Origin of the sequence: Solicola agrisoli (genome assembly GCF_049059935.1) — a bacterium.
Lineage (GTDB): Bacteria > Actinomycetota > Actinomycetes > Propionibacteriales > Nocardioidaceae > JAURVT01.
In genome coordinates this window covers 25,516-50,043 of the sequence record NZ_JBMGQR010000018.1, presented here as the reverse complement: position 1 = coordinate 50,043, position 24,528 = coordinate 25,516, and the positions used below count along the sequence as shown (strand labels likewise).

Here is a 24,528-nt window from a genome sequence, read left to right as displayed (position 1 = left end):
TGGCGGGGTGCGTGACACCTCGGCGTTCGACCATGGTGCCTCCGACGACACCGCGTTCTCCCGGGCGTGCCACGAGGTGCTCGACTACCTCCAGGGCACCATGCCGTTCAGCACCTGGAGCGTGTCGCGGCTCGACGACCACGAGCAGACCCACGTCTACGTCAGCGGTGGGGGCTTCCACCAGCCCGGCGACTCGCTCGCCGCGGACAAGACCTTGTGCCACCGAATGATCGACGGGGCCCCCCGCGTCGTCGGCGACGCCACCACCCACGCCGCCTACGACGACGTCGCCTCCGCGCTGGGGATCCACGGGTACGCGAGCGTCCCGATCCGCCTGAACCCCCGGGAGCCGGTCGGCGCGCTGTGCGGCCTGAGCGACGCCCCGATCGACCCCGACCTGGTCGACGAGGACCTGCTCACGCTGCTCGCGAGCATGCTGTCGCACGCGTTCGCCCTGACCCAGCGGGCACGCCGGCTCGACCTGCAGCTGCGGGTGGCGCGCGACGACGCGATGACCGACGCGCTCACCGGGCTCCTCAACCGCAGGGGCTGGGAGGAGGTCAGTGCCGAGGCGGCCCGCCGCACCCTCGTCCTCGGCGACCGCTTCGCCGTCCTGGTCGTCGACCTCGACGGCCTCAAGGCGGTCAACGACGCCGAGGGCCACGCCGCCGGTGACGCCCTCCTCGTCCGGGCCGGGCAGGCCCTGTCACGGCACATCCGCCAGAGCGACTCGGTGGTCCGCATGGGGGGCGACGAGTTCGTGGTCCTCGTCGAGTCGGCCTTCCAGCGCTCCGACGGCGAGGTGGTGGCCCGGCGTCTGCGCCGCGGCCTGCAGGAGGCCGGCGTGGAGGCGTCCGTCGGGCACAGCGACCTCGGCCGCGGCGAGTCGCCCGCCCTCGCCCTCGCCCGCGCCGACCGCTCCATGTACGCCGACAAGAAGGCCCGTCGCACCCCCTCGACCGCCTGAGCACGCACCTGACCGCGTCGCCTCGTCAGGCACGCCCTCGGGCGGCCGAGGCACCAAGACCGGTCACGCGGGAACACCGAAGCTCGCGAGCACCTCCTGGTCGTACTCGCGGGGGGCCCCGAGGTGGAAGCCCTGCCCGAGGCCGACACCGAGGGACCCGAGGAGCACGGCGGTGGCCTCGTCGACGACGTACTCCGCGACGGCCTGGCGTCCCGCACCCTGGGCGAGGGCGACGACCGAGGCGATGATCAGACGGTCCATCGGGTCGCGCGTGCAGCCGCGGACGAACTCGCCGTCGATCTTGATGTAGTCGAACGGCAGGTGCTTGAGGTAGTAGAACGAGCCGTAGCCGGCACCGAAGTCGTCGAGCGCGAGGCGGCAGCCGAGCGCCTGGACGCGGGTGGCGAAGGCGCGGGCGCGCTCCATGTTGCCGATCGCGGCCGTCTCGGTGATCTCGAAGGTCAGCCCGTTGGGGTCGATGCCACCGGCCGCGATCTCGTTCTCGACGTCGTCGGCGAACGCGGGGTCGTTCAGCGAGTGCGCGGACACGTTGATGGCGATCTCGAAGTCGGGTCGCTTGGCCTGGATGTCGGCCAGGCGGGCGATGCCCTCGTGCACGACCCAGCGGTCGATGTGGGGCACCAGACCCATCCGCTCGGCGATGTAGAGGAACCGGCCCGGCGGCACCAGGTCGCCGTCCTCGTCGACCATCCGCAGCAGCAGCTCGGCGCCGACGGCCGTCCGGGTCTGCAGGTCCATGACGGGCTGCGCGTGCAGCACGAAGCGGTCCTCGCGCAGCGCCGCGCGGATCTTGGCGCCCCAGGCGATGCGTGCGCCCGAGCGCGGGGTGTCGTGGTCGCGGAAGTCGAAGATGGCGTAGCAGTCGCGGCCGGCGTCCTTGGCGTCGTACATCGTCAGGTCGACCGTCGACAGCAGCTCACCCGCGGAGATGTCGGGCTCGTTGATCGTCACGACGCCGATGCTCGCGGTGACCGTGCGGCCGAGCGCGTCGTCGAAGCTGGACGAGTGGTTGCGCACCGCCGCCACCAGGCGGTCGGCCACCAGCTCGGCCTCGTCGCGGTTGGCGTTCGGCAGCAGGATCGCGAACTCGTCGCCGCCGAGACGCGAGATCACGTCGGAGTCGCGCAGGGTCTCGCGCAGCACCGCCGTGACGCCGACGATCAGCTGGTCCCCGGCCTCGTGACCGAGGGTGTCGTTGACCTCCTTGAAGTGGTCGAGGTCCATCATCATCACCGCACCCTGGGCGCCGTAGCGCTGGCAGCGTCGCAGGTGGCCCTCGAGCTCGTCGTCGAACCGGCGACGGTTGGCCAGGCCGGTGAGGGGGTCGTGCGAGGCCAGGTGCTCCAGGCGCTCCTCGAACCGGCGCCGCTGCGACACGTCGTGCACGTGGAAGAGCACGCTGGACGGCTCGCCCGCCGCGTCGTGCAGGTACACGCTGCTGACCGACAGGTCGAGCGGACGACGTCCGGTGCCGTCGATGCGCACCTCGGTGAGCAGCCGCCCGGACGGCGACCCGGTGACCTGGGCCAGCGCGTCGGTTCCCCGGTGGTCGCCGAGCAGCCCGAGCTCCATCACCGTCGTCGAGCGCGCGTCGGCCTCGGACCGACCGAGGATCTCGAGCAGCGCGACGTTGACGCGGGTGACGCGACCCTCCAGGTCGCAGACCGCGATGCCGGTGGGCGCCTCGCGGAACAGCTGCTCGACCTGCTCCCTCAGGACCTCGATCTGCGCCTCGCGCTCGCGGGCCCGGCTGACGTCGCGGGCGACGACGAGGATCTGGTCTTCGCCGTGGTGGTTGAACGGCGCCACGGCCACCTGCTGGGCCGAGCGTCCGTGCGTCGCCGGCATCTCGTCGGTGCTGGAGCGTCCGTCGAGGGCGTCGCGGTACATCGGCTCGAGTCGCGCGACGTTCTCGGGCGAGGAGGTCTCCTGCAGGGTGCGGCCCACGTTGTGCTCGAACTTGACGCTGCCCGCACCGGCCCCGCCGATGAACTGGTAGCGCATGTCCCTGTCGGCGACCATGACGATCGTGTCGGGCAGCTGCCCGAGCAGCACCCGCCAGCGACGCTCGGCGGTGTTCGCGTCCTCCACCGCCTCGGAGCGCTCGCGCTCACGCTGGTGCAGCGTCCGGACGACCGACTGCACGGTCGGCCCGATGAACGCGACGATCGCGATCCAGACACCGGCGCGACGCCAGTCCGAGACCGGGTAGGTGGGGTCGCCGATCACCAGCAGCGGACCGATGAACACCGCGGCGGTGCAGAACGCGGCCAGGACCATCTCGTTGCGGGTTCCGTAGAGCGCGACCCACAGGACGGGCAGGGCGACCATGTTGTTGGCGGCGCTCTGCGCGCCGGAGACGTCGCGCAGCAGGACGATGACCGCGAAGAAGGCGAAGGGGAGGATCGCGTGGGTCCAGAGCGGCCAGCGCTCCCACGGCAGGGCCACGGAGAGGGCCGCCATGACGGCCATGAGCAGGCCGCCCACCAGGAGCTGGGCCAGGTTGCCGTGCGACGGGGGCAGCAGCAGCGTGCCCCAGCAGACGAACCCGCAGAGCACGAACGGGTACAGCGCACTGGTGCGGATCGGGGGTCGAGCCCGGTCGGCATATCGGGCGGGCACGGCCGCCTCCCTTCTCCCCACGCGCCGCTCAGTATGGCGCGCCGGGTGTCCGGGAGCGAGGAGATCACGACGGAAAGTCGCGGCGAAACCGTCGAGATCGGCGGTCCGGGGGCCCCAGAGGGGAGGAACCGACCGTCAGGGGAGCTCGGCGGCGATGACGACCGCGTCGAACTCGCGCTCGGCGAACCCGTCGACCTCGGCGTCGAGGCGGTCGTGCGCGACCACCGACTGCAGCGCCCGCAGCGCGGCGCTCGCCTCGCTGCCCCAGGCCGAGACGTAGGAGAACTGCCACCACCACAGCGCCTCGTCGATGCGGCCGGCGGCGTGGTGCTGCAGGCCGTGCGCGACGCTCTGCGCGATGGCGGCGACGTCGTCGGAGATGCGGGAGACGACGAGCTCGGGCTGCTCGTCGTAGGGGTCGAACACCTCGGTGTACTCGTCGAGGCCGCCGAGCACGTCGCCGAGCGCGATGCGGACCGCGTCGAGGTCGGGGTCGGGGCCGGCGTCGGGCTCGTACCGGTCGCTCGGCACGAAGTCGACCTGGGCGCCGAGGCGGGCGCCGGCGAGCAGCAGCTGGCTCACCTCGAGCAGCAGCAGCGGCACCACCTGGCCGGCGTCGCGCGTCTGGGCGAGCTCGCGCACCGCGAGCAGGAAGCTGGTGGCCTGGTCGGCCACGGACTGCGCGAGGTCCTCGAGGTCGGAGTGGCTGGAGCCACCCGCGGCACTCGCGCTGCTCACGTCACTGGACACTGCGTCTCCCCTCGAAGGCTCGGCCGAGGGTCACCTCGTCCGCGTACTCGAGGTCCCCGCCCACGGGCAGTCCACTCGCCAGACGCGTCACGCGCAACCCCACGGGCACCAGGAGTCTCGTGAGATACGTCGCGGTGGCCTCGCCCTCCAGGTTGGGGTCGGTGGCGAGGATGACCTCGGTGACCTGCCCGTCGGCCAGGCGCGTCATCAGCTCCTTGACGCGCAGCTCGTCGGGCCCGATGCCCTCGATCGGCGAGATCGCGCCGCCCAGCACGTGGTAGCGGCCGCGGAACTCGCGCGTCCGCTCGATCGCGACGACGTCCTTGGACTCCTCGACCACGCAGATGACGGTGAGGTCGCGACGCGCGTCGGAGCAGATGCGGCACTGCTCGGACTCGGCGACGTTGCCGCAGACCACGCAGAAGCGGACCTTGTCCTTGACCTCGGTGAGCACGGACGCGAGCCGGCGGACGTCGACGGGGTCGGCGTCGAGGATCCAGAACGCGATGCGCTGGGCGCTCTTGGGACCCACGCCGGGCAGGCGGCCCAGCTCGTCGATCAGGTCCTGGACGATGCCTTCGTACACGGGAGGGTCGCGTCCTCAGCCGAAGCCGATGGGGCCGGGACGCCCGCCGTCGCGGTCGCCGGAGCCACCCGGCAGACCGGGGGTGTCGTCGCCTCCGCCACCGAACAGGCTGCCGAGGTCGCCCATGCCGCCCTCGCCACCACCGCCGGCCAGCGGGCCGAGCCTCTCGGCGGCCATCGCGTCGGCCTGGGCGCGCGCGTCGCGGATGGCGGCGACGACCATGTCGCCGAGCGTCTCGGTGTCGTCGGGGTCGACGGCCTCGGGCTTGATCGTCACCCCGACCACCTCGCCCGCACCGGTGACGGTGGCCGAGACCAGCCCGTTCGCGGCGGAGCCCTCGACCTGCGCGGCGTCGAGCTCGGCCTTGGCCGACAGCAGCTGCTCCTGCATCTGCTGGGCCTGCGCCAGCAGCGCGGACATGTCGGGCATCTGCGATCCGTCTCCGAACACGGTGGTCCTGCCTCACTTGGGGTGCGTCGGGGGCTGTCCGACCAGCCTAACGGGGACCCGTCGGCACGCCGGACGGCCGCGCGGGCGGCGTCAGCTGCTCGGGAACTCGTCGATGACCTCGGCACCGAGCTCGCGGCTGAGCAGCTCCTCGTGCGTGAGGTTCTCGCTCTCCTCGGTGGGGTCGTCGCGGTGGGCGTCGGCGTCGGGGTCGGACGGCGGACCGGTCTCGGCCCGCGGGGCCCGCATCTGCTCGCGCGCCGCGGCCACGCCCTCGGCGGAGGCGCGCGGACGGGCGGGCTCGGGCGGCGGCGCCGGTGCCGCGGGCTCGGCGGGAGCCGCGGGGCGTCCCGACGGGGGCGGCGGCGCGACGTTGCCGGGGCCGGCGTCGGGCGACACGACGGCCTCGATGCGCCACTCGCCGCCGATCACCTCGGTGACGGCCCGGCGGACGATCTCGTCGGACCCGCTGCGCGTGAACGAGTCGCGCGCACCGGAGTTGACCAGCGCGATGGTGAGCACCTTGCCGTCGACGGCGTGCACCTGCGCGTTCTGGCTGAGCATGACCCAGGTGAACCGGCGCAGGCGCATGACCTCGTCCAGGATCTGCGGCCACAGCCTGCGGATGTCGGTGACGCCGGGGGTGCCCGTGGCGGGCGGCTCGGCCTCGGCCCGGACCGGCTCGGGAGCCGGGGCGGGCTCGGGTGCGACCGGCGCCTCCTGCGCGGCCGGTGCCGGTGGGGCGGCCGGCTCGGGCTCGGGCTCGGCAGCCACCTCGGCCGGCGTGGGAGCGGCGGGCTCGGGCGTGGGAGCAGCCGGCTCGGGCGTCGGCGGAGCCGGGCTCGGGGCGACGTCAGCGTGGGACGTGGCGGCCACCGGGACGACGGTGGGCTCGGGCATCGGGCGCGCCGGGGGCGTCGCGGGCGGGCCGTCGCCGACGATGGCCAGGCGTCGCTCGATACGGTCGAGGCGCGCCTGCAGCCCCTCGGTGGAGTGGTCGGCGCCGGGGAGCATGACGCGCGCGCAGATCAGCTCGAGCAGCAGCCGCGGCGCCGTGGCTCCGCGCAGCTCGCCCAGCCCGTCGCTGACGACGTCGGCGGCGCGCGTCAGGTCGGCGGCGCCGAAGCGGTTGGCCTGGTTGGCGATGCGGTCGGCGCGGTCGCCCGGGATCTCCAGCAGGCCCTTGCCCACGGCGTCGGGCACCGCGGACACGATGATCAGGTCGCGCAGGCGCTGCAGGAGGTCCTCGGCGAAGCGTCGGGGGTCCTGCCCGGCCTCCATCACCTTGTCGACGACGCCGAACACCGAGCCACCGTCGCCGGCGGCGAACGCGTCGACGACCTCGTCGAGCAGCGAGTCGGGGGTGTAGCCGAGGAGGTTGGCGGCGAGCTCGTAGGTGACGCCCTCGGGTCCGGCGCCGCCGAGCAGCTGGTCGAGGATCGAGAGGGTGTCTCGCACGGACCCGGCACCGGCGCGGACGACGAGCGGGAGCGCGGTGGGCTCGAGGACGACCTGCTCGGCCTGGCACAGCTGGGCCAGGTAGTCGCCGAGCGTCTTGGGCGGCACGAGCCGGAACGGGTAGTGGTGGGTGCGCGAGCGGATGGTGCCGATGACCTTGTCGGGCTCGGTGGTGGCGAACACGAACTTCAGGTGCGGCGGCGGCTCCTCGACGAGCTTGAGCAGGGCGTTGAAGCCCTGGCTCGAGACCATGTGCGCCTCGTCGATGATGTAGACCTTGAAGCGGCTGCGGACGGGCGCGAAGAAGGCCCGCTCGCGCAGGTCGCGCGCGTCGTCGACACCGCCGTGGCTCGCGGCGTCGATCTCGTGCACGTCGACGCTGCCGGGCCCGCCGCGCGCGAGGTCGACGCAGCTCTGGCACTCCCCGCACGGCTCGGCGACGGGCGCGCGCTCGCAGTTGAGGGTGCGGGCGAGGATGCGCGCGCTGGTGGTCTTGCCGCAGCCGCGGGGGCCGGAGAACAGGTAGGCGTGGTTGACGCGGTTGTTGGCCAGCGCGTGCCGCAGCGGCACGGTGACGTGGTCCTGACCGATGACCTCGGCGAACGTCTCCGGCCGGTAGCGCCGGTACAAGGCGAGGGGTGCGTCCACCCACCGAACCCTACTGACCGGCTCCGACACCGACGAGGCCGTGTCCACGCGCGACGGGGACCGCGGGGGTGCGGGCATGAAAGGACCCCTCGCGCACCCGGCAGAGCTTGCTGACCCTTGCTGCCTTCCGGCCCTGGGGGAGTTGGGCTAGGTGCCGCCGCGCGAGGGGCTGGGGCCAGCGTACCGGGGACCACCCCGTCGGGGACAGCCGGGCGAGGAGGCCGGGCGAGGACTAGGTTCGGCCCGGTGAGCACCCCCGACGCCCCCGTGACGCCTCCCCCGCTACCCGGCACCGGTCGACGTCGGGTGGTCGTGGCGGTCGTGGCCGCGCTCGTCGTGGTGGTGGTCGCGGCCGCGGCGGTCGTCGCGGTGCTCTCGAGCGGCGGCGGCGACTCCCGGGCCGACGCCGAGGACGCCGCCCGCGCGTTCGGCGTCCAGATGAACACCTACGACGCCACCGAGCCCGACGACTTCCTGGACCGGATGGAACCGTTCCTCACGCCGGGCTACCGCGCCGACTTCGCCGGCCTGGTCACCCCGCTGCTGGGGTCGCTGGCCGAGGTGGAGCAGACGAGCGACCGGGCCAGGGTGGACGGCGTCGACCTCGTGGGCGTCGACGGCGACCGCGCCCAGGCCCGGCTGGACGTCAGCTCGCGCGTCAGCCGGTTCGGTGAGCCCGCCCCGCAGCGCGTCCGGCAGGTGTGGCGGGTGGAGCTGCAGCGGGTGGACGGCCGCTGGCTCGTCTCCGCGTTCGCCTTCGGTGCCGGCGGGTCCCAGGCGCTCGACAGCGGCCCGACCGCCGACGCCTGACGCACGACCGGTAATCTCCTCGACGGAGGATTCGCATAGTGGCCTAGTGCGCACGCTTGGAAAGCGTGTTGGGTTAACGCCCTCAGGGGTTCGAATCCCCTATCCTCCGCCAACGTGCTGTGGCCCCGCCCGAAGGGTGGGGCCACAGTGCGTTTCCCCCCGTCCCGCCGAGTGGCGCAAATTCGGGGCCGACACGCGTCCGGCAGCCCGATCTTGCGCCGCTCGAGTCGGGTTTTGCGCCACTCGACGGATTGGGATCGCCGGGGTCAGGGGCGGGTGAGGACCGTGGCGAGGTCGGGGACGCGGGCGAGGTGGGTCTCGACGATGGCCCGCGCGCTGGTCACCGAGTCCACGAGCGGGTGCAGGGCCAGGGCCTTGACGGCGGTGGCGCGCGAGCCCGAGAGCGCCGCCTCGATCGTGGTGCGCTCGACGGCCTTGACGGTGGTGACGAGGCCCTGCGCGTGGGCGTCGAGCGGCGAGACGTCGAGCGGACGGGGGCCGCGGGCGTCGACCACGCACGGCACCTCGACGACGGCGTCGGTGTCGAGCCCGGCGAGCAGCCCGCGGTTGGGCACGTTGAGCACGAGCGTCGCGGGCTCGTCACGGGCGATGGCGCGCATCAGCTGGAGGGCGACGCGGTCGTAGCCACCGCCGTCGAGGTCCTCCTCCTCGCGCTCGCCGGCACCGCTCGCGTCGCGGCTGTCGGCCATGTACGACTCCTCGCGGTCGCGACGGGTGCGCACCCACCGCGCGAGCGCGTCGTCGGTGCCCCCGTCGTAGAACGCCCCCTGCTGACGGGCCAGGTACTCGCCGCGCGTCTCGCCGGCCTTGGCGATCGCCTCGACGGCGTCGCGGTTGTAGTACCAGTACCAGAGGTACTCGTTCGGGACGGCGCCCAGCGACGCCAGCCACGCCGGGTCGAACAGGCGGCCCTCCTCGGTGCGCAGCATCGCCGACGGGTCGGCCAGGAAGCGCGGCAGGACGTCCTCGCCGTCGACGACCACGCGACGCAGCCAGCCCAGGTGGTTGAGGCCGGCGTAGTCGAAGAACGCGGTCCCGTGGTCGACGCCCAGCACGCGCGCGACCCGCTTGAACATGCCGACGGGCGAGTCGCAGATGCCGACCACCCGGTCGCCGAGCACCTCGGCCATGGCCTCGGTGACCATGCCCGCGGGGTTGGTGAAGTTGATGACGAAGGCGTCGGGTGCGTGCCGGCGCACGGTCCGCGCCACGTCCACCGCGACGGGCACCGTGCGAAGCCCGTAGGTGACGCCGCCCGCACCGGTCGTCTCCTGGCCGAGCACCCCGACGTCCAGCGCGGCGCGCTCGTCGCACACCCGGCCGGCGAGCCCACCGACGCGGATCGCCGAGAACACGAAGTCGGCGCCGGTCACGGCGGCCGTCAGGTCGGTCTCGGTGCGCACCCGCGGCACCGGACCGGTCGCCGCGGCGGCCTGCTCGGCGAGCACGGCGCCGACGGTGGCCAGGCGGCCCGCGTCGTGGTCGTGCAGCACCAGCTCGGTGACGGCCGAGCCGGGCGACGCAGCGGCGTCGTCGAGCAGGGCCTGGAACACGAGCGGCACGCGGAACCCGCCACCGCCCAGCACGACCAGCCTCATGGGTTCGTCCTCTCGTCGTCGGCGGGCGCGCGGACCACGTCCGCACCGGCCTCGGTGAACGCGGCGAGGGTCGCCACGTCGGCGCGGGCCCCGGTGACGACGACGTTGACCGCGTCGGGCCCGCACACGCGGGCGAACCCGCTGCCCGGGAACTTGGAGTCGTCGGCGACCAGCACGACCCGGTCGGCCGCCTTCAGCATCGCCTGCTTGACGGGCACCTCGACGGCCGTCGTGTCGAGCACGCTCCCGTCGGGACGGACGCCGCTCGTGCCGAGGAACAGCCGGTCGGCGTGCACCTGCGCGACGGCGTGCTCGGTCAGGAACCCCACCAGCGAGCGGTAGTTGCGACGGACGGTGCCGCCGAGCAGCAGCAGGTCGACCGCCGGGTCCCGCCCGAGCTCGTCGTAGACCGCGAGGCTCGAGGTGATCACCGTGACCGGACGGCCACGCAGCCGGCGGGCGATGGCGGCGGTCGTGGTGCCGATGTCGAGGAGCACCACCTCGCCGTCCCCCACGAGCGAGGCTGCGCGCGCGGCGACCGCCTCGCGGTCGGCGGCGTGGTGCGACACCACCTGCTCGAACGGCGCCTCGGCGCTCCCGCTCGGCGCCGCGCCGCCGTGCACCCGGTCGAGACGGCCCTCGGACTCCAGCTGCGCGAGGTCGCGGCGCACGGTGGCGGCGCTGACGTCGAGCATCGCGGCGAGGCGGGCGACCTCGGCGGGGCCGTCGTCGCGCAGCGTCGCGAGGATGCGCTCGTGACGGCGGCGGGCCAGCATGCGCGCACCATAGCAATCAAAACCGCGCAAGGTCACGCAGAGGTCACGGGCTCTTGCGCAGATGTGCGCATCTGGGTGAGACTCGGCGCCGGGAGGTCCACCGTGCCGTCACCTGAGCCGCACCAATCCGCCGACGCCTCGAGCGACGCGGAGCCGTTCGACGTGCTCGTGGCCGGCACGGTCTTCCTCGACATCATCTTCACCGGCATGGCCGCCGCACCCGTCGGGGGCCGGGAGATCCTCACCGACGGCATGGGCTCCAGCCCCGGCGGCGCGGCCAACCTCGCGATCGCCGCCTCCCGCCTGGGCCTGCGGACGTCGCTCGCCGCCGCGTTCGGCGGCGACGTCTACGGCGAGTACTGCTGGTCGACGCTGTCCGACGCCGAGGGCGTCGACCTGTCGCACTCCCGGCGGTTCCCCGAGTGGCACTCCCCCGTCACCGTCTCGCTCGCCTACGACGACGACCGCGCGATGGTCACGCACACCCACGCGCCGCCCGCCGACGGGCCCGACCTCGTCGCCGACCCGCCGCCCACCCGCTCCTGCTTCGCCGACATGGGGGCCGAGCGGCAGCCCTGGCTCGACACCGCGATCTCCCGCGGCAGCCTGGTGTTCGCCGACGTCGGCTGGGACCCCACGGGCGCGTGGGACACCGCCCTGCTGCGCGACCGGCTCGAGGGCTGCCACGCCTTCGTGCCCAACGCGTCCGAGGCGATGGCGTACACCGGCACCGACAGCCCCGGCGCCGCGCTGGAGGCCATCCGCGACTGGGTGCCGCTCGCCGTGGTCACCGCGGGCAGCGGCGGCGCCTTCGCCGCCGACGCCACCACCGGCGAGACCGTGTGGGTCCCCGGCCTCAGCGTCCCCGTCCTCGACCCGACGGGCGCCGGCGACGTGTTCCTGGCCGCGCTGGTCTCGGGCACGCTCGCGGGCTGGGACCTGCAGGAGCGCGTCCGCTTCGCCAACCTGTGCGCCGCGCTCTCGGTGCGCGACTTCGGCGGCGCCCTCGCCTCGCCGGGCTGGGCCGACGTCTGCGACTGGTGGAACGGCGTCGACCCCTCGAGCCGACAGGCCCGCGACTACGCCTTCCTCGTCGACGTGCTGCCCACCGTCGAGCACCGCGTCTACGACCGCGCCCTGCCCACCATCGGCTTCCCCCGCCCGTTCCACGACCACTCCCGCCACGGCGCCCCCGCCGTCGGCACCACGTCCGACCCCGTCCCCCCGCTGGGGCAGAGCTCCGAGGAGAGCGCATGAGGATCCCCGCACGACGACTCACCGGCGGGCTCGCGGTGCTCGCCCTGCTCGCGACGGCCGCCTGCGCGCCCGGCAGCTCGGGAGGCGAGGGCACCGAGACCAAGGCGTCCGACGTCGAGACCAACGTCGCCGACATGGGCGACATCACCCTGACCGTGTGGGACCAGGAGGTCCGCGGCGGCCAGGCCGAGCAGATCAAGCAGCTGAACGCGGCGTTCCAGGAGAAGTACCCGAACGTGAAGATCAAGCGGGTCTCGCGGTCCTTCGACGACCTCCGCAAGACGCTGCGCCTCGCGATCACCAACGACGAGGCACCCGACGTCGTCCAGGCCAACAACGGGCGCTCGGACATGGGCCAGTTCGTCTCGGCCGGGCTGCTCCGCTCGCTCGACGGGTACGCCGAGACGTACGGCTGGGACGACCGCTTCCCCGAGTCGATCCGCGCGCTGTCGTCGTACGGCGACCAGGGCAAGGCGTTCGGCGAGGGCAACCTCTACGGTCTGCCGCAGGCCGGCGAGCTGGTGGGCCTCTGGTACGACAAGCAGAAGCTCGGCGAGCTCGGCCTCGACGTCCCGCGCACCACCGACGACCTCGAGAAGGCCCTCGCCGCGGCCAAGCAGGCCGGTGAGACCCCGATCCAGTTCGGCAACCTCGACGGCTGGCCCGGCATCCACGACTACGGGTTCGTGCAGAACCAGTTCGTCTCCCGCGACGACGTCCGCCAGCTCGGCTTCGGCCGCGAGGGCTCGTCGTGGACCTCCGACGCCAACCAGCAGGCCGCCGACACCTTTGCCGACTGGGTCTCCAAGGGCTACTTCACCCAGGACTTCAACGGCCTCGGCTACGACGCCGCCTGGCAGGACTTCGCCAAGGGCAACGGCGTCTTCCTCGTCGCGGGCACCTGGCTGCTCGCCGACCTCGCCAAGCCCATGGGCGACCGCCTCGGGTTCGCGCTGCCGCCGGTCGGGGCCGACGGCGAGCAGGCCGTCACCGGTGGCACCGGCCTGCCGTTCGCGATCACGCAGGAGAGCAAGCACGCCGACGCCGCCGCGGCCTACATCGACTTCATCACCGACGAGAAGGCGATGCAGATGATCTCCGACGCGGGCAACCTGCCGGTCGTCGACGCCAGCGCCGACGGCCTGAGCGGCGCCCAGGCCGAGGTCGTGAAGGCCTGGGAGAGCGCCAGCGACGACGACGCGATCGTGCCCTACCTCGACTACGCGACGCCCGACTTCTACGACCTGCTCGTCTCCGAGGTGCAGAAGCTCGGTGCCGGCTCGGTGAAGCCCGACGCGTTCCTGTCGACGTTGGAGGACGAGTACTCCTCGTTCACGAAGGGCGATGGCTGACACGACCGCCGCCGCCCCCCGGACGGACGACGACGTCCGCCCGGGGGCGTCGCCCAGCCCCGGGCGGCCGCGGCGGCAGGGCCCGCCGGGGGAGCCGCGCCGGGTGGCCTACCTGTACCTCGCGCCGGCCCTGCTGGTGTTCGGCCTGTTCCTGCTGCTCCCGCTGCTGCACGCGGTCTACCTGTCGTTCTTCGAGTGGGACGGCCTCGGCCTCGGCACCTGGGTGGGGCTCGGCAACTACGCCGACGTCCTCACCGACCCCGAGCTGCGGGCGCCGTTCTGGCACGCGCTCGTCCTCGTGGCGTTCTTCTGCGTCGTCCCGGTCTCGCTGGGCCTGCTGCTCGCGTCGCTGATGACGCGCAGCGCCGTGCGCGGTGCGGGCTTCTTCCGCTCGGTGATCTTCCTGCCGCAGGTCGTCGCCCTGACGGTCGTCGCCGTCGCCTGGCGCGACATCTTCGCGCCGCAGGGGCCGCTCAACGACGTTCTGCGCGCCGTCGGGCTCGACGCCTTCGCCCGCGGATGGCTCGGGGACGCCTCGTGGGTGCTCGTCGCCGTCGGCGTCGTGGGCGTCTGGGTCGGCACCGGCCTGTGCATGGTGCTGTTCCTGGCCGGCCTGTCCAACGTCGGCCGCGAGCTGTACGAGGCCGCCCGCATCGACGGCGCGGGGTTCTGGCGCGAGCTGGTGTCCATCAGCCTGCCGTCGTTGCGCGGGGAGATCGCCGTCGCGGTCACGTTGACGATGGTCGCCGCCCTGCGCACCTTCGACCTGGTCTACGTGATGACCGGTGGCGGTCCCGGCCGGGCGTCGACGGTGCCGTCGTACGAGGTCTACCAGCGCGCGATGGAGAGGGGACAGGTCGGCACCGGCGTCACGGTCGCGCTGCTGCTCACCGCGGTGATCCTGCTCGCGACGGTGCTCGTGAACCGACTCGCCGAGGAGCGCGACCGATGACCGGCCGGCTCGAGCGGTCGCTCACCTACGTCGTGCTGGTCGCCGCCGCGGCGTTCGCGCTCTACCCGCTCGGGCTCATCCTCGCCACGGCGGTGCAGCCCGACGCCATCGGCGCCGCGGGCGGCATCGACCTCGGCAACTTCGCCACCGCCTGGCGCGAGGGCCGGTTCGGCACCTACCTGCGCAGCAGCGTGGTCGTCTCGGTCAGCGTGGTGGTGATCGCGACGCTGCTGTCGTCGATGGCGGGCTACGCCTTCGGCACCATGAGGTTCCGGGGCTCGACGGTGCTGTTCTACCTGCTGCTGCTCGGCCTGATGGTGCCGAGCGAGGCCATCGTCGTCCCGCTCTACTACGACCTGCGCGGGCTCGACCTCGACAACACCTACGTGTCGCTGATCTTCCCGCAGGTGGCGCAGTCGCTCGCGTTCGGCACGTTCTGGATGCGGGCGTACTTCCGCAGCACGTCGCGCGAGGTGGTCGAGGCGGCACGTCTCGACGGCGCCGGCCACGTGCGCGTCTTCTGGTCGGTGCTGCTCCCCATGGGGCGTCCGGCCGTGCTCACGATGATGGTCCTGTTCTTCATGTGGACCTGGAACGAGTTCCTGCTGCCACTGGTGATGATCACCGACGAGGGCCTGCGCACCGCGCCCCTGGGACTCGCGTTCTTCAAGGGCCAGTACACGGCCGGCACCTCACTGCTCGCGGCCGGCGCCGTCCTCGTCGCGCTGCCCGTCGTCGTCTTCTACCTGTTCGCCCAGCGTCACTTCATCCGCGGCATGGTCGAGGGGTCGGTGAAGGGCTGAGCCCTACCAGCCGCACGTCGGAGGAGCACGAGATGAGATCACCGTCCAGGAGGACCGTCGCCGTCCTCGGTTCACTGCTGCTGTCGGCGGGGCTGCTCGCGGCGCCCGTGCAGGCGGCGTCCGCCGCGAGCGCCCCGTCCAGCGGGTGGGGCAAGGCCGCGAAGGTGCCCAAGGCCGACCTCGACGTGCTGTACGTCGGCGCCCATCCCGACGACGAGGCCGGCCGGCTCTCGATGTTCGGCGAGTGGCGCGAGCGCTTCGGCGCGAAGACCGGCGTCGTGACGATCACCCGGGGCGAGGGCGGCGGCAACGCGGTCGGCCCCGAGGAGGGCCCCGACCTCGGCCTGATCCGCGAGCGTGAGGAGCGCGGCGCGGTCGCCGAGGCCGGCGTCACCGACGTCTACAACCTCGACAAGGTCGACTTCTACTACTCGGTCAGCGCGCCGCTGCACCAGCAGGCCTGGGACGAGAAGGAGACGCTGGCCCGCCTGGTCCGCGTCATCCGCTCGACGCGTCCCGAGCTGGTCGCGACGATGAACCCGGCGCCCTCGCCCGGCAACCACGGGGGCCACCAGCTCGCGGCGCGGCTGGCCGCCCAGGCGTACCAGGTGGCGGGCGACCCGAAGGTCTTCCCCGAGCAGATCACCAAGGAGGGCCTCGAGCCCTTCGCACCGTCCAAGCTGCTGTCCAACTCGGCAGCCGGCACCCCGGGCGCCAACGGGGCGTCGTGCACCACGACGTTCAAGGCCGCCGACCCCACCGACGACGTCTACGGCGTCTGGTCCGGACGTCGGGCACGCTCGGGCCAGACCTGGGCGCAGATCGAGCGCGAGGCGCAGCGCGAGTACGCCTCGCAGGGCTGGAGCGGGTTCCCCGACGTCTCGGCCGACCCGGCCGGCCTCGGCTGCGACTACATGCTCCAGGTCGAGTCGCGGGTGCCGTTCACGCGCGGCGACATGTCGCCCGACGCGGCGCCGTCCGACACGATGCTGCAGGGCGCGGTCCGCCAGGCGCCCGGAGGACTCCCGCTCGGCACCGGTCTTGCCGTGACCACGTCCGACTTCGAGGTCGTGCCCGGCGGCTCGACCACGGTGAAGGTCCAGCTCACCGCACCGCGCCGCACCACGCTGCGCGACGTCCGCGCCGCCGTCACCCTGCCGCAGGGATGGCAGGGTCCGAGCACCGTGCGGATGGGCACCGTCAGGGCCGGCCGCACCGTCACCCGCACCCTGACCGTCACGGCCGCCGACGACGCGACCACCGGCAAGCGGGCGCTCGTCGGCGTCGACGTCACGTCCGGCAGGCGGTCGGGCCACAACAGCCAGCAGCTCGAGGTCGTCGGCGCCGCCGACGGCAAGCAGCAGGCGCTGCCGCAGGTCTCGGAGTACGACACCTGGGCCGCCGACAACGGCCTGCCACAGCTGGCCGGCCGCGTCACCCGCGTCCTGACGCTCCCCCAGGGCGGCAGCAGCGGCGGCGGGTGCTCGTGCCCGTCGTGCTGCGGTCGCACCGTGGGCGTCGACGTCCGCAACAACGGCGGGTCGGCCGAGTCGGGGACCGTGACGCTCGACCTGCCCGACGGCTTCACCGCCGACGCGACGTCACGTCGCTACGAGGGCCTCGCACCGGGCGAGACCAGACGCGTCGACTTCGAGGTGAGCGTCGAGGACCCGGACCTGCCGACGTCCAACCAGGGCGGCGCGGCCGGCGACTACGCCTACACGATCACGACCACCAGCAGCACCGGCTCGTCCACCAGCACGCCCGCGCTGGAGCTCGTGCCGACCGCGCAGGCCGACCAGACGGCGGCGCCCACGCTCGACGGCACGGTCGGCGAGGGCGAGTACGCCGCGAAGATCGACCTGTCGCGACGCTGGGAGGGCGACGCGTGCACCAGCGCGGCCGACTGCTCGGCCACCGGCTGGATCACCCGCAGCGGTGACGCGCTGTACGTCGCCGCCGAGGTCACCGACGACACGCTCGGCACGGTGCTGTCGGCCGAGGACTGCAAGCGCCACTGGCGGGTCGACTCCGTCGAGATCGCCATCGACCCGACGGGCCGCTCGGAGAACACGTCCACGACCTTCAAGGCCGCCGTGCTCCCCACGACCACCGAGGGTGTCGCCTGCGCCTCGCGCGACGCCGACAACCGGCAGGGACCGATCGGGCAGTTCCCGCAGGTCGACGGCACGGGCACGCCCGCCGAGGGCGACGGCGGCACCGCTCCGGGGTTCGAGGCCGTGTCCAAGGTCAGCGAGCCCTACACCGGCTACGTGATCGAGGCGAAGATCCCGTTCTCGGCGCTGCCGGGGACGGTCGACCCCGAGCAGATGGCGATGAACATGTTCGTCTACGACTCCGACACCCAGGACAAGACCGGGCAGACCCGGATCGGGTGGTCCACCTGGGGCGGCGTCCAGGGCGACCCGTACCGCTGGGGCCGGGTCGCGGTCGGCGGCGACGCACCGCCGCAGGTGGAGACCCGTGAGCCGGAGCTGAACTTCCCGGCCCTGGACAGCCTCGACTCCCCGCAGTCGATCGAGCAGGCCGTCCGGACGGGCGTCGCGCTCGCCGGGCTGCCCGCGGCGCGCGAGAACCGCTCGGCGCGCCTGCGGTCCGCCCGCCTGCGCGGGGACGACGTCGCCGCGTCGGTCCGCGTGCTCGGCCCGGGCCGGGCGCACCTGTCCGCCGTCGACGCCGACGGGAAGGTCGTCGGCCAGCGCACAGTCGAGCTCTTCCGTGGTCGCAGCACCGTCAGGTTCGAGGCGCCGGGCGCCGTCCGCGTGCTGCTCGGGTACGCGGCCGAGGCCGGTGGGTCGACGAGCTCGGCGGTGCGGGTGCGGTGAGTGCGCGCGAGGGGCCGGTGGTCCGCCTCCTGCCCTGCGGTCGCTCGACGGAGGTTCTCGCACGACGGCGCTGATCCGTCGGTTCGTCAGCACCGATCCGCTCGGAGTCGCTCGGCTCTCCGCAGCACTCCGGGCGGATCGGTGCCGCCGAAGCCCCCGGATCAGCTCCCCGGCTGGGAGCCGGGGGTCAGGCCCAGAGCTTGTCGCCGAAGACGGCGAGGATGGTGCCGATGACGACCACGTAGGACACGAACACCAGCAGCACGTGGTAGTCGACGACCACGCGGGCGGCCGCACCGGGACGGCCGCCGCTGACGGCGACCAGGTTGCGACGGGTGACGTACCAGAAGATCGGGATCATCATCGCCCACACGACCATGCAGTAGGGGCACAGCGCCCCGATGGCGAAGATGCTCTGCGTCATCAGCCAGACGATGAACGCCATGCCGAGCACGACGCCTACCTGCAGGCCGCCCCACACCCAGCCCGCGAGGCGGCTCCCGCCGAGCAGCACCATGCCGATCGTCACGACGACGGCGAAGCCGATCATGCCCATGAAGGAGTTCGGGAAGCCGAACACCTCGGCCTGCGGCTGCGTCATGACGCCGCCACAGCTGACGAACGGGTTGAAGTCGCAGCTGAGCGCGGCCTGCGGGTTCTCGGTGATCTTGAACTTGTCGTAGGTGAGCACGCTGGCCGCGGCGAGCGCGACACCGCCGAGGACGACGAGCAGCACGCCCAGCGTCCGGTCGGAGACCCGACGCTCCCGGGTGTCGTGCTCGAGCTCGAGGTCGTCGTCGAACCCGTCGTCGCCGTCGGAGGGACGCACGTCGGTCTCGGTGGTGCTCATGCGTCGATGGTAGACGAGGAGGTCACGAGCAGGCCTTCTGCGAGGCCTTGCTCGACTGCAGCGGCGGGGCGTCGGCGTCCTCGGACGGCGAGGCCGACGCGCTCGGGTCGCCGCCCTCGACGGTGAGGGGGTCCGTGCGGCTGTCGGCGCCCACGAGGATGGTGACGGCGGTGACGTCGGCGACCTCGACCTGCGAGTCGTCCAGCCCGAGCAGCGCGGCGGTGCGCTTCGCGTCGCGCAGGCCGGCCTTGGTGTCGGGGTGCTGGATCGTCGTGGTCTCGACGCGCTCGGCGTTGCCGATCTCGCCGACCTCCACGTCGGCCGTGCGCAGCTTGTTGGCGAGCGACGTCGCCGACCCGCCGACGCCGCCGGCGTTGAGCACGGTGACCGGGGTGGACGGCAGCGCCGTCTCCTCTGCGGTCGGCGTCGCCGACGGCTCGTCGCTGCCGTCGATGGGCAGGTCGGAGGCCAGCTTGGCGAACAGGGGCTCGGCACCCGAGGCGGGCACCACGCGGTTGACGTCGTAGGGGTCCTCGGCCCACGGCATGGTGGCGAAGGTGATGTCCTTGCTCGGCACCTCGGCGACCTCGCGCGCCAGGCCCGCCAGCGAGGCGACGCTGTCGAGGCCCTCGTCGACGGTGAGCGACGACGTCACCGCGTCGACGAAGCGGACGAGCCGGTCGGGGCGGGTGAGCACCGCCGAGCTCTGCGCGCGCTGCACGACCGCCGACATGACGACCTGCTGGTGCGCGAGACGGCCGATGTCGCTGCCGTCGCCGACGGCGTGCCGGGTGCGGGCCAGCGCGAGGGCCTCGCGGCCGGTCAGCTCCTGCTCGCCCGCCGGCAGGTCGAGGTCGGCGCGGGGGTCGACCATCGCCTGGTCCAGGCAGATCGGCAGGCCGCCGAGCGCGTTGATCATCCGGGCGAACCCGCGGAAGTCGATCTCGATGTAGTGGTCGATGCGGTTGTCGGTGAGCGACTCCACGGTCTTGACCAGGCACGGTGCGCCGTAGTCGAGCACGCCGTTGATCTGCTCACGCGCCGCGGCGAGCCGCTTGCCGTCGGTGTCGCGGCAGGCGGGGCGCTCGATCATGGTGTCGCGCGGGATCTGCACGGCGTCGATGCGCTTCCGGTCGCCCGAGACGTGCACCATCATCAGCGCGTCGCTGCGCTTGGTGCCGTCGTCGGCGCCGTAGCGGCCGGAGACGTCCTTGCGGGTGTCGGAGCCGATGACGAGCACCGTGATCGGCTGCTGCGGACCGGCGACGACGGTGGGACGGTCGCCCATGTCGTCGCTGTTGATGTCGGTGACGTCGAGGTTGGCGTTGAAGCGCAGGTACAGGCCGGCACCGGTGCCCAGCACGACGACGAGGACGCCGACCAGCGTGGTGAGCGCCCAGCGCTTCCAGCGGGCGACGCCGCGCCAGCGCTGCCACGTGCGGGCGAGGCGGCCCGGTCCCTTGCGCGCGCTCACCGGCGGCGGCCCGTGCGGAAGATGCCGCGGACGATCTCGCGCGCGAGCGTCCGGCCCGCCTCGCCCAGCATCTTCTCGGCGGGGGTCTGGCGGGTGGACGTGCGCCGCGGACGCGAGCCGCTGCCACGCGTGGCCCGCTCGGCCTCGCGGCGGAGCCGGTCGGTGCGGTCGTCGGCCCTCGCGGCGTCGGATGCGTCGGCCTCGGCGCGCTTCTCGGCGGCGGCGGCCTCGGCCCCGGCCTCGAGCCGGGCGAGGAGCATCTCGCGCGCGGACTCGCGGTCGACGGCCTGCCCGTACCTGGGCGTCAGCGGGGACGCGGCGACGAGCGCCTCGACGTCGGCCGCGGGCAGCGGGTCCATCGACCCCTGCGGCGCGCGCAGGCGCGTCCAGGCGACGGGCGTCGGCGCACCGCGGTCGCTCATCACGGTCACCACCGCCTCACCGGTGGGCAGCGCGGTGAGCACCTCGGCGAGGTCGTACTCCGAGGTGGGGTAGGTCGAGACGGTGGCCTTCAACGACTTGGCGTCCTCAGGAGTGTGGGCGCGCAGCTGGTGCTGCAGGCGGGATCCGAGCTGGGCGAGCACCTCGGAGGGCACGTCCTTGGGGGTCTGCGTGACGAAGAAGATGCCGACGCCCTTGGAGCGGATCAGCCGGACGGTCTGGGCGACCTGGTCGAGGAAGTCCTTGGACGCGTCGCGGAACAGCAGGTGCGCCTCGTCGAAGAAGAAGACGAGCCTGGGCTTGTCGGTGTCGCCGACCTCGGGGAGGTCGGCGTACAGGTCGGCCAGCAACCACATCAGGAAGGTCGAGAACAGCGCCGGCTTGTCCTGGACGTGGGAGAGCTCGAGCAGCGAGACGACGCCGCGGCCGTCGGCGTCCACACGGAGGAGGTCGGCGGTGTCGAGCTCGGGCTCGCCGAAGAACGCGTCGGCGCCCTGGTCGGCGAACGTGACCAGCTCGCGCAGGATGACGCCGGCCGTGGCCGACGACAGTCCGCCGAGCTCCTTGAGCTCGGGCTTGCCCTCGTCGCTGACCAGGTAGGTGAGCACCTGACGCAGGTCGGCGAGGTCGAGCAGCGGCAGGCCGGCCTGGTCGGCGTAGTGGAAGACCAGCCCGAGGCTCGACTCCTGCGTGTCGTTGAGCCCGAGCACCTTGCTCAGCAGCAGCGGGCCGAAGGCCGAGACGGTGGCGCGCACCGGCACGCCCGTGCCGAGGCCGCCGAGGCTGAGCAGCTCGGTGGACGACGCGGTGGGCGTCCACTCCTGGCCGATGCCGCGGGTGCGCTCGAGCAGCTTGTCGCTGGACGTGCCGGCGGCGGCGATGCCCGACAGGTCGCCCTTGACGTCGGCCGCGAACACCGGGACGCCCTGCGCCGCGACCTGCTCGGCGAGCACCTGGAGCGTCTTGGTCTTGCCCGTGCCCGTCGCGCCGGCCACCAGGCCGTGACGGTTCATCATCGCCAGCGGGATGCGGACGCCGACGTCCGCGCGCGGCTCGCCGCCGTCGACCAGGGCGCCGATCTCGACGACGGCGCCGTCGAAGGCGTACCCGGCGCGGACGGCGGCGACCGTCCCGCTGTCGTCGGCGGCCGGCGGGGCTGCGGCCGACTCGGCCTGCGCGGCGGCGGCAGCCGCGGCCTCGGCCTGCTCGGCGCGCGCGACGGCGGCCTCGGCCTCGGCCCGGGCGACACGAGCCGCGTCGGCCGCAGCGGAGGCCGAGGAGTCGGCCGCGGGCGGCCCGCTCGCGCTGGTCATCCGGTCAGGGTATAGGGGGCGGCCACGTCCGACCCGGCTACGTCGGACGTCGGGGACGAAACAGATCGCTCCCCTACACTTGCGGCGTGATCTTCAAGGGCGTCGGGGACTCCAAGCCGTACCCCGACCACGGGCTCTCGCAGTCGCAGTGGGCCCAGGTGCCGCCGCAGCAGGTGCGGCTGGACGAGCTGATCACCACCAAGCAGGAGCTCGACCTCGCCACCCTGCTCGACGAGGACTCCACCTACTTCGGTGACCTGTTCGCCCACGTCGTGTACTACAGGGGCGACATGTACCTCGAGGACGGCCTGCACCGCGCGCTCCGTGCCGCGCTGCAGCAGCGGCACGTCCTCCATGCCCGTGTCCACCTGATCGAGACCGGACGGCACCGATGACCAGCGAGTCCACCCGCCGCGCGCGCCGCAGCATCATCACGATGAGCGCGCTCGTCGCCCTCTTCGTCGTCGGGACGTTCGTGGGGTTCCGGCTGCTGTTCGCCGACGCGCCGTCGCTGGCCGACGCCACCACCGACGACACCGCCCAGTGCGAGGACGCCACCATCCCCGCCGGCGGCAACCTCCCGTCCGGCCAGGTGACGGTCACCGTCTACAACGCCGGCTCGGTGTCGGGCCTGGCCAACCGGACGCTGATCAACCTCCAGCAGCGCGGCTTCCGTCCGGGCAAGGTGGGCAACGTGCCCGAGGGCATCCAGGCGGCCAACAACATCACCCTGATCACCGCCGACCGCGAGGACCCCGCAGTCCGGCTGGTCGCCCGCCAGTTCAAGGGCAAGATCACCTACGTCCAGCCCACGCAGGCCCAGGGCGACAACGTCGAGATGATCGTGGGGCCGCGGTACGCCGGGCTGCGCAAGAAGTACCCCGCCCAGATCCAGGTCGACCGGGCCGTCCAGATCTGCGTGCCGGTCGAGGCCACGCCCGACGCACCCTGACCCGATCGGCTCAGCGGTCGTCGAGCCACCCGGCCAGACGGCCACGGCGGCCGACGGCGCGCAGCCGCTCCTCGGTCTGCTCGCGCACGGCGCGGGGCGCCACGACGAGCAGGTCGTCGTCGCGGTGGATGCGGTAGGTCCGGTGGGGCACCGACGCCTCGCCCTCGCGCACCACGAGCGCCACCGACGCGCCGGGCGGCAGGCGCAGCTCGCCGATCTCGACGCCCACCAGCCGTGAGCGCCGGGGCACCTTGATCTGCAGGAGGTCGGCCGACACCCGCTCCAGCGGTGCGGCCTCGACCTCGACCTCGCGCGCCCCGTCGTCGGCGACACCGAGCCAGGCGGCCGCGCGTCCGAGGGTCGGGGCCTGCACGAAGGTGTAGACGACCACGAAGACGAACACGATGTTGAACAGCTGGGTGGCGTTCGGCACCCCCTCGGCCAGCGGGATCGTGGCCAGGACGATGGGCACCGCGCCGCGCAGGCCCGCCCACGACACGAAGGCCTGCTCGCGCCAGGGGACGCCCAGCGGCGTCGCGCACATCAGCACCGACAGCGGTCGGGCGACGAACGTCAGCAGGGCGCCGGCGGCGATCGCGATCCACACGTCCTCGAACCGGATCATGCCGGGCGAGACGAGCAGGCCCAGCATGACGAACAGACCGATCTGGGCGAGCCAGCCGATGCCCTCGGCGAAGGAGCGGGTGGCGCCGCGGTGGGGCAGGTCGGCGTTGCCCAGCACGAGCGCCGCGACGTAGACGGCGGCGAACCCGCTGGCGTGCACGTACACGGTGCCGCCGTAGGCGAGCACGCAGAAGGCCAGGACGGCGATCGGGTAGAGGCCGGACGACGGGAGGGCCGCGCCGCGCATGACCCAGGCGCCGACGCGTCCGACCACGAAGCCGATGAGCGCGCCGCCGAACAGCTCGACGGCCACGATCGCGGCGAACACCGGCAGCGAGTGGTCGTCGGCAGCGCCGGTGCTGACCGCCGCGACCAGCAGGACGATCGGGGCGTCGTTCAGGCCCGACTCGGCCTCGAGCGTGCCCAGGACGTTGCGCGTCAGCGGCACGCGTCGCAGCACCGAGAACACCGCGGCCGCGTCGGTGGGCGAGGTGACGGCGGCGAGCAGGATGGCGATCTGCCACTGCAGGCCCAGCACGTAGTGCGCGCCGACGGCCACGACGGCGACGCTGACGGTGACGCCGACGGTGGCGAGCAGCAGTCCGAGGCCCATGCTCGGACGGACCTCCTCCCACTTGGTGGTGAGGCCTCCCTCGGCGAGGATGAGCACGAGCGCGCCGAAGCCGAGCGCGTGGGCGAGGTCGGCGTCGGAGAAGCTGATGCCGAGCACCGACTCACCGAGGACGATGCCGATGCCGAGGTACACCAGCAGGCTCGGCAGGCCCGCGCGCACCGAGAGCCGCACGGCCAGGATCGCCGCGAGCAGCACGCCGGAGCCGACCAGCATGAAGGTGTCGAGCGCCTCGAGGTCCACCGCGAACCCCCTTCGCCGCCGACACCCGGAGCCTCATCCTAGGGGGCCCGCCCGACACGTCCGGACATGTCCGTGGCCGACGGGCG

The 24,528-nt window shown here is 73.2% G+C and carries 20 protein-coding genes, 1 tRNA gene and 1 other RNA gene; 10 read left to right on the top strand and 12 right to left on the bottom strand.

Translation table 11 applies throughout. The features are described from left to right. Nucleotides 1-7: 7 nt before the first annotated feature. On the top strand, nt 8-967 hold the full coding sequence (locus ACI6PP_RS09080; RefSeq protein ID WP_421110974.1) for a GGDEF domain-containing protein: 960 nt from the start codon (nt 8-10) through the stop codon (nt 965-967). Between the two features lie 63 nt (nt 968-1,030). Here ACI6PP_RS09080 and ACI6PP_RS09075 read toward each other — a convergent pair whose 3' ends face one another. The 6 genes from ACI6PP_RS09075 to ffs all read right to left on the bottom strand — a co-directional run bounded on the left by ACI6PP_RS09075 (nt 1,031) and on the right by ffs (nt 7,673). Further along, complete coding sequence (locus tag ACI6PP_RS09075; RefSeq protein WP_421110973.1) at nt 1,031-3,610, bottom strand: putative bifunctional diguanylate cyclase/phosphodiesterase; 2,580 nt, start codon at nt 3,608-3,610, stop codon at nt 1,031-1,033. 135 nt (nt 3,611-3,745) lie between these two features. After that, nucleotides 3,746-4,348, bottom strand: a complete 603-nt coding sequence (locus ACI6PP_RS09070) for a DUF5063 domain-containing protein (RefSeq protein WP_421110972.1) — start codon at nt 4,346-4,348, stop codon at nt 3,746-3,748. A 1-nt stretch (nt 4,349) separates the two neighbouring features. Continuing rightward, nucleotides 4,350-4,946, bottom strand: coding sequence for a recombination mediator RecR (gene recR, locus ACI6PP_RS09065; protein WP_421110971.1), 597 nt, complete (start codon nt 4,944-4,946; stop codon nt 4,350-4,352). A gap of 15 nt (nt 4,947-4,961) precedes the next feature. Next, nucleotides 4,962-5,375: a YbaB/EbfC family nucleoid-associated protein gene (locus ACI6PP_RS09060; protein WP_421110970.1), complete on the bottom strand. Its 414-nt coding sequence runs from the start codon at nt 5,373-5,375 to the stop codon at nt 4,962-4,964. Between the two features lie 111 nt (nt 5,376-5,486). Continuing rightward, complete coding sequence (locus tag ACI6PP_RS09055; protein ID WP_421110969.1) at nt 5,487-7,499, bottom strand: DNA polymerase III subunit gamma and tau; 2,013 nt, start codon at nt 7,497-7,499, stop codon at nt 5,487-5,489. 77 nt (nt 7,500-7,576) lie between these two features. Further along, nucleotides 7,577-7,673, bottom strand: an RNA gene (gene ffs / locus ACI6PP_RS09050) — signal recognition particle sRNA small type. 72 nt (nt 7,674-7,745) lie between these two features. Here ffs and ACI6PP_RS09045 point away from each other — a divergent pair. Both ACI6PP_RS09045 and ACI6PP_RS09040 read left to right on the top strand, forming a co-directional pair. After that, on the top strand, nt 7,746-8,309 hold the full coding sequence (locus tag ACI6PP_RS09045; protein WP_421110968.1) for a hypothetical protein: 564 nt from the start codon (nt 7,746-7,748) through the stop codon (nt 8,307-8,309). 24 nt (nt 8,310-8,333) lie between these two features. Continuing rightward, a tRNA-Ser gene (locus ACI6PP_RS09040) sits at nt 8,334-8,421 on the top strand. Between the two features lie 154 nt (nt 8,422-8,575). Here ACI6PP_RS09040 and ACI6PP_RS09035 read toward each other — a convergent pair. Next, entirely contained in the window at nt 8,576-9,928 is a 1,353-nt protein-coding gene (locus tag ACI6PP_RS09035) for a 6-phospho-beta-glucosidase (protein ID WP_421110967.1), read from the bottom strand. Continuing rightward, entirely contained in the window at nt 9,925-10,704 is a 780-nt protein-coding gene (locus tag ACI6PP_RS09030; protein WP_421110966.1) for a DeoR/GlpR family DNA-binding transcription regulator, read from the bottom strand. Before ACI6PP_RS09030 ends, ACI6PP_RS09035 begins: the two co-directional genes overlap by 4 nt. 102 nt (nt 10,705-10,806) lie before the next feature. Between ACI6PP_RS09030 and ACI6PP_RS09025 the strand changes: the two genes are divergently transcribed. The 5 genes from ACI6PP_RS09025 to ACI6PP_RS09005 are packed head-to-tail and all read left to right on the top strand — an operon-like array spanning nt 10,807 to nt 17,914. Next, nucleotides 10,807-11,961, top strand: coding sequence for a carbohydrate kinase family protein (locus ACI6PP_RS09025; protein ID WP_421110964.1), 1,155 nt, complete (start codon nt 10,807-10,809; stop codon nt 11,959-11,961). Then, nucleotides 11,958-13,313: an extracellular solute-binding protein gene (locus tag ACI6PP_RS09020; protein ID WP_421110962.1), complete on the top strand. Its 1,356-nt coding sequence runs from the start codon at nt 11,958-11,960 to the stop codon at nt 13,311-13,313. Before ACI6PP_RS09025 ends, ACI6PP_RS09020 begins: the two co-directional genes overlap by 4 nt. Next, on the top strand, nt 13,306-14,265 hold the full coding sequence (locus ACI6PP_RS09015; protein ID WP_421110960.1) for a carbohydrate ABC transporter permease: 960 nt from the start codon (nt 13,306-13,308) through the stop codon (nt 14,263-14,265). The genes ACI6PP_RS09020 and ACI6PP_RS09015 overlap by 8 nt, the downstream gene beginning before the upstream one ends. Next, nucleotides 14,262-15,068, top strand: a complete 807-nt coding sequence (locus ACI6PP_RS09010) for a carbohydrate ABC transporter permease (RefSeq protein WP_421110958.1) — start codon at nt 14,262-14,264, stop codon at nt 15,066-15,068. The genes ACI6PP_RS09015 and ACI6PP_RS09010 overlap by 4 nt, the downstream gene beginning before the upstream one ends. 32 nt (nt 15,069-15,100) lie before the next feature. Next, nucleotides 15,101-17,914: a sugar-binding protein gene (locus ACI6PP_RS09005; RefSeq protein WP_421110957.1), complete on the top strand. Its 2,814-nt coding sequence runs from the start codon at nt 15,101-15,103 to the stop codon at nt 17,912-17,914. A 187-nt stretch (nt 17,915-18,101) separates the two neighbouring features. On the opposite strand, the gene ACI6PP_RS09000 is transcribed toward ACI6PP_RS09005, so the two are convergent. From ACI6PP_RS09000 to ACI6PP_RS08990, 3 genes are read right to left on the bottom strand one after another with little or no spacing between them, the layout of a single operon-like run. Further along, nucleotides 18,102-18,764 carry a vitamin K epoxide reductase family protein gene (locus ACI6PP_RS09000; protein WP_421110955.1) on the bottom strand — a complete coding sequence of 221 codons (663 nt, stop codon included), beginning with the start codon at nt 18,762-18,764 and terminating at the stop codon, nt 18,102-18,104. A gap of 22 nt (nt 18,765-18,786) precedes the next feature. Continuing rightward, complete coding sequence (locus tag ACI6PP_RS08995; protein ID WP_421110953.1) at nt 18,787-20,238, bottom strand: LCP family protein; 1,452 nt, start codon at nt 20,236-20,238, stop codon at nt 18,787-18,789. Then, entirely contained in the window at nt 20,235-21,992 is a 1,758-nt protein-coding gene (locus ACI6PP_RS08990; protein WP_421110951.1) for a helicase HerA-like domain-containing protein, read from the bottom strand. Before ACI6PP_RS08990 ends, ACI6PP_RS08995 begins: the two co-directional genes overlap by 4 nt. Nucleotides 21,993-22,078: 86 nt before the next feature. On the opposite strand from ACI6PP_RS08990, the gene ACI6PP_RS08985 reads away from it, so the two are divergent. Both ACI6PP_RS08985 and ACI6PP_RS08980 read left to right on the top strand, forming a co-directional pair. Next, entirely contained in the window at nt 22,079-22,387 is a 309-nt protein-coding gene (locus tag ACI6PP_RS08985; protein WP_421110949.1) for a type II toxin-antitoxin system VapB family antitoxin, read from the top strand. Next, complete coding sequence (locus ACI6PP_RS08980) at nt 22,384-22,944, top strand: LytR C-terminal domain-containing protein (protein ID WP_421110947.1); 561 nt, start codon at nt 22,384-22,386, stop codon at nt 22,942-22,944. The genes ACI6PP_RS08985 and ACI6PP_RS08980 overlap by 4 nt, the downstream gene beginning before the upstream one ends. Before the next feature lie 10 nt (nt 22,945-22,954). On the opposite strand, the gene ACI6PP_RS08975 is transcribed toward ACI6PP_RS08980, so the two are convergent. Beyond that, nucleotides 22,955-24,442 (bottom strand): potassium/proton antiporter, encoded by a 1,488-nt coding sequence (locus ACI6PP_RS08975; protein WP_421110945.1) that lies wholly within the window; start codon nt 24,440-24,442, stop codon nt 22,955-22,957. Nucleotides 24,443-24,528: the final 86 nt, after the last annotated feature.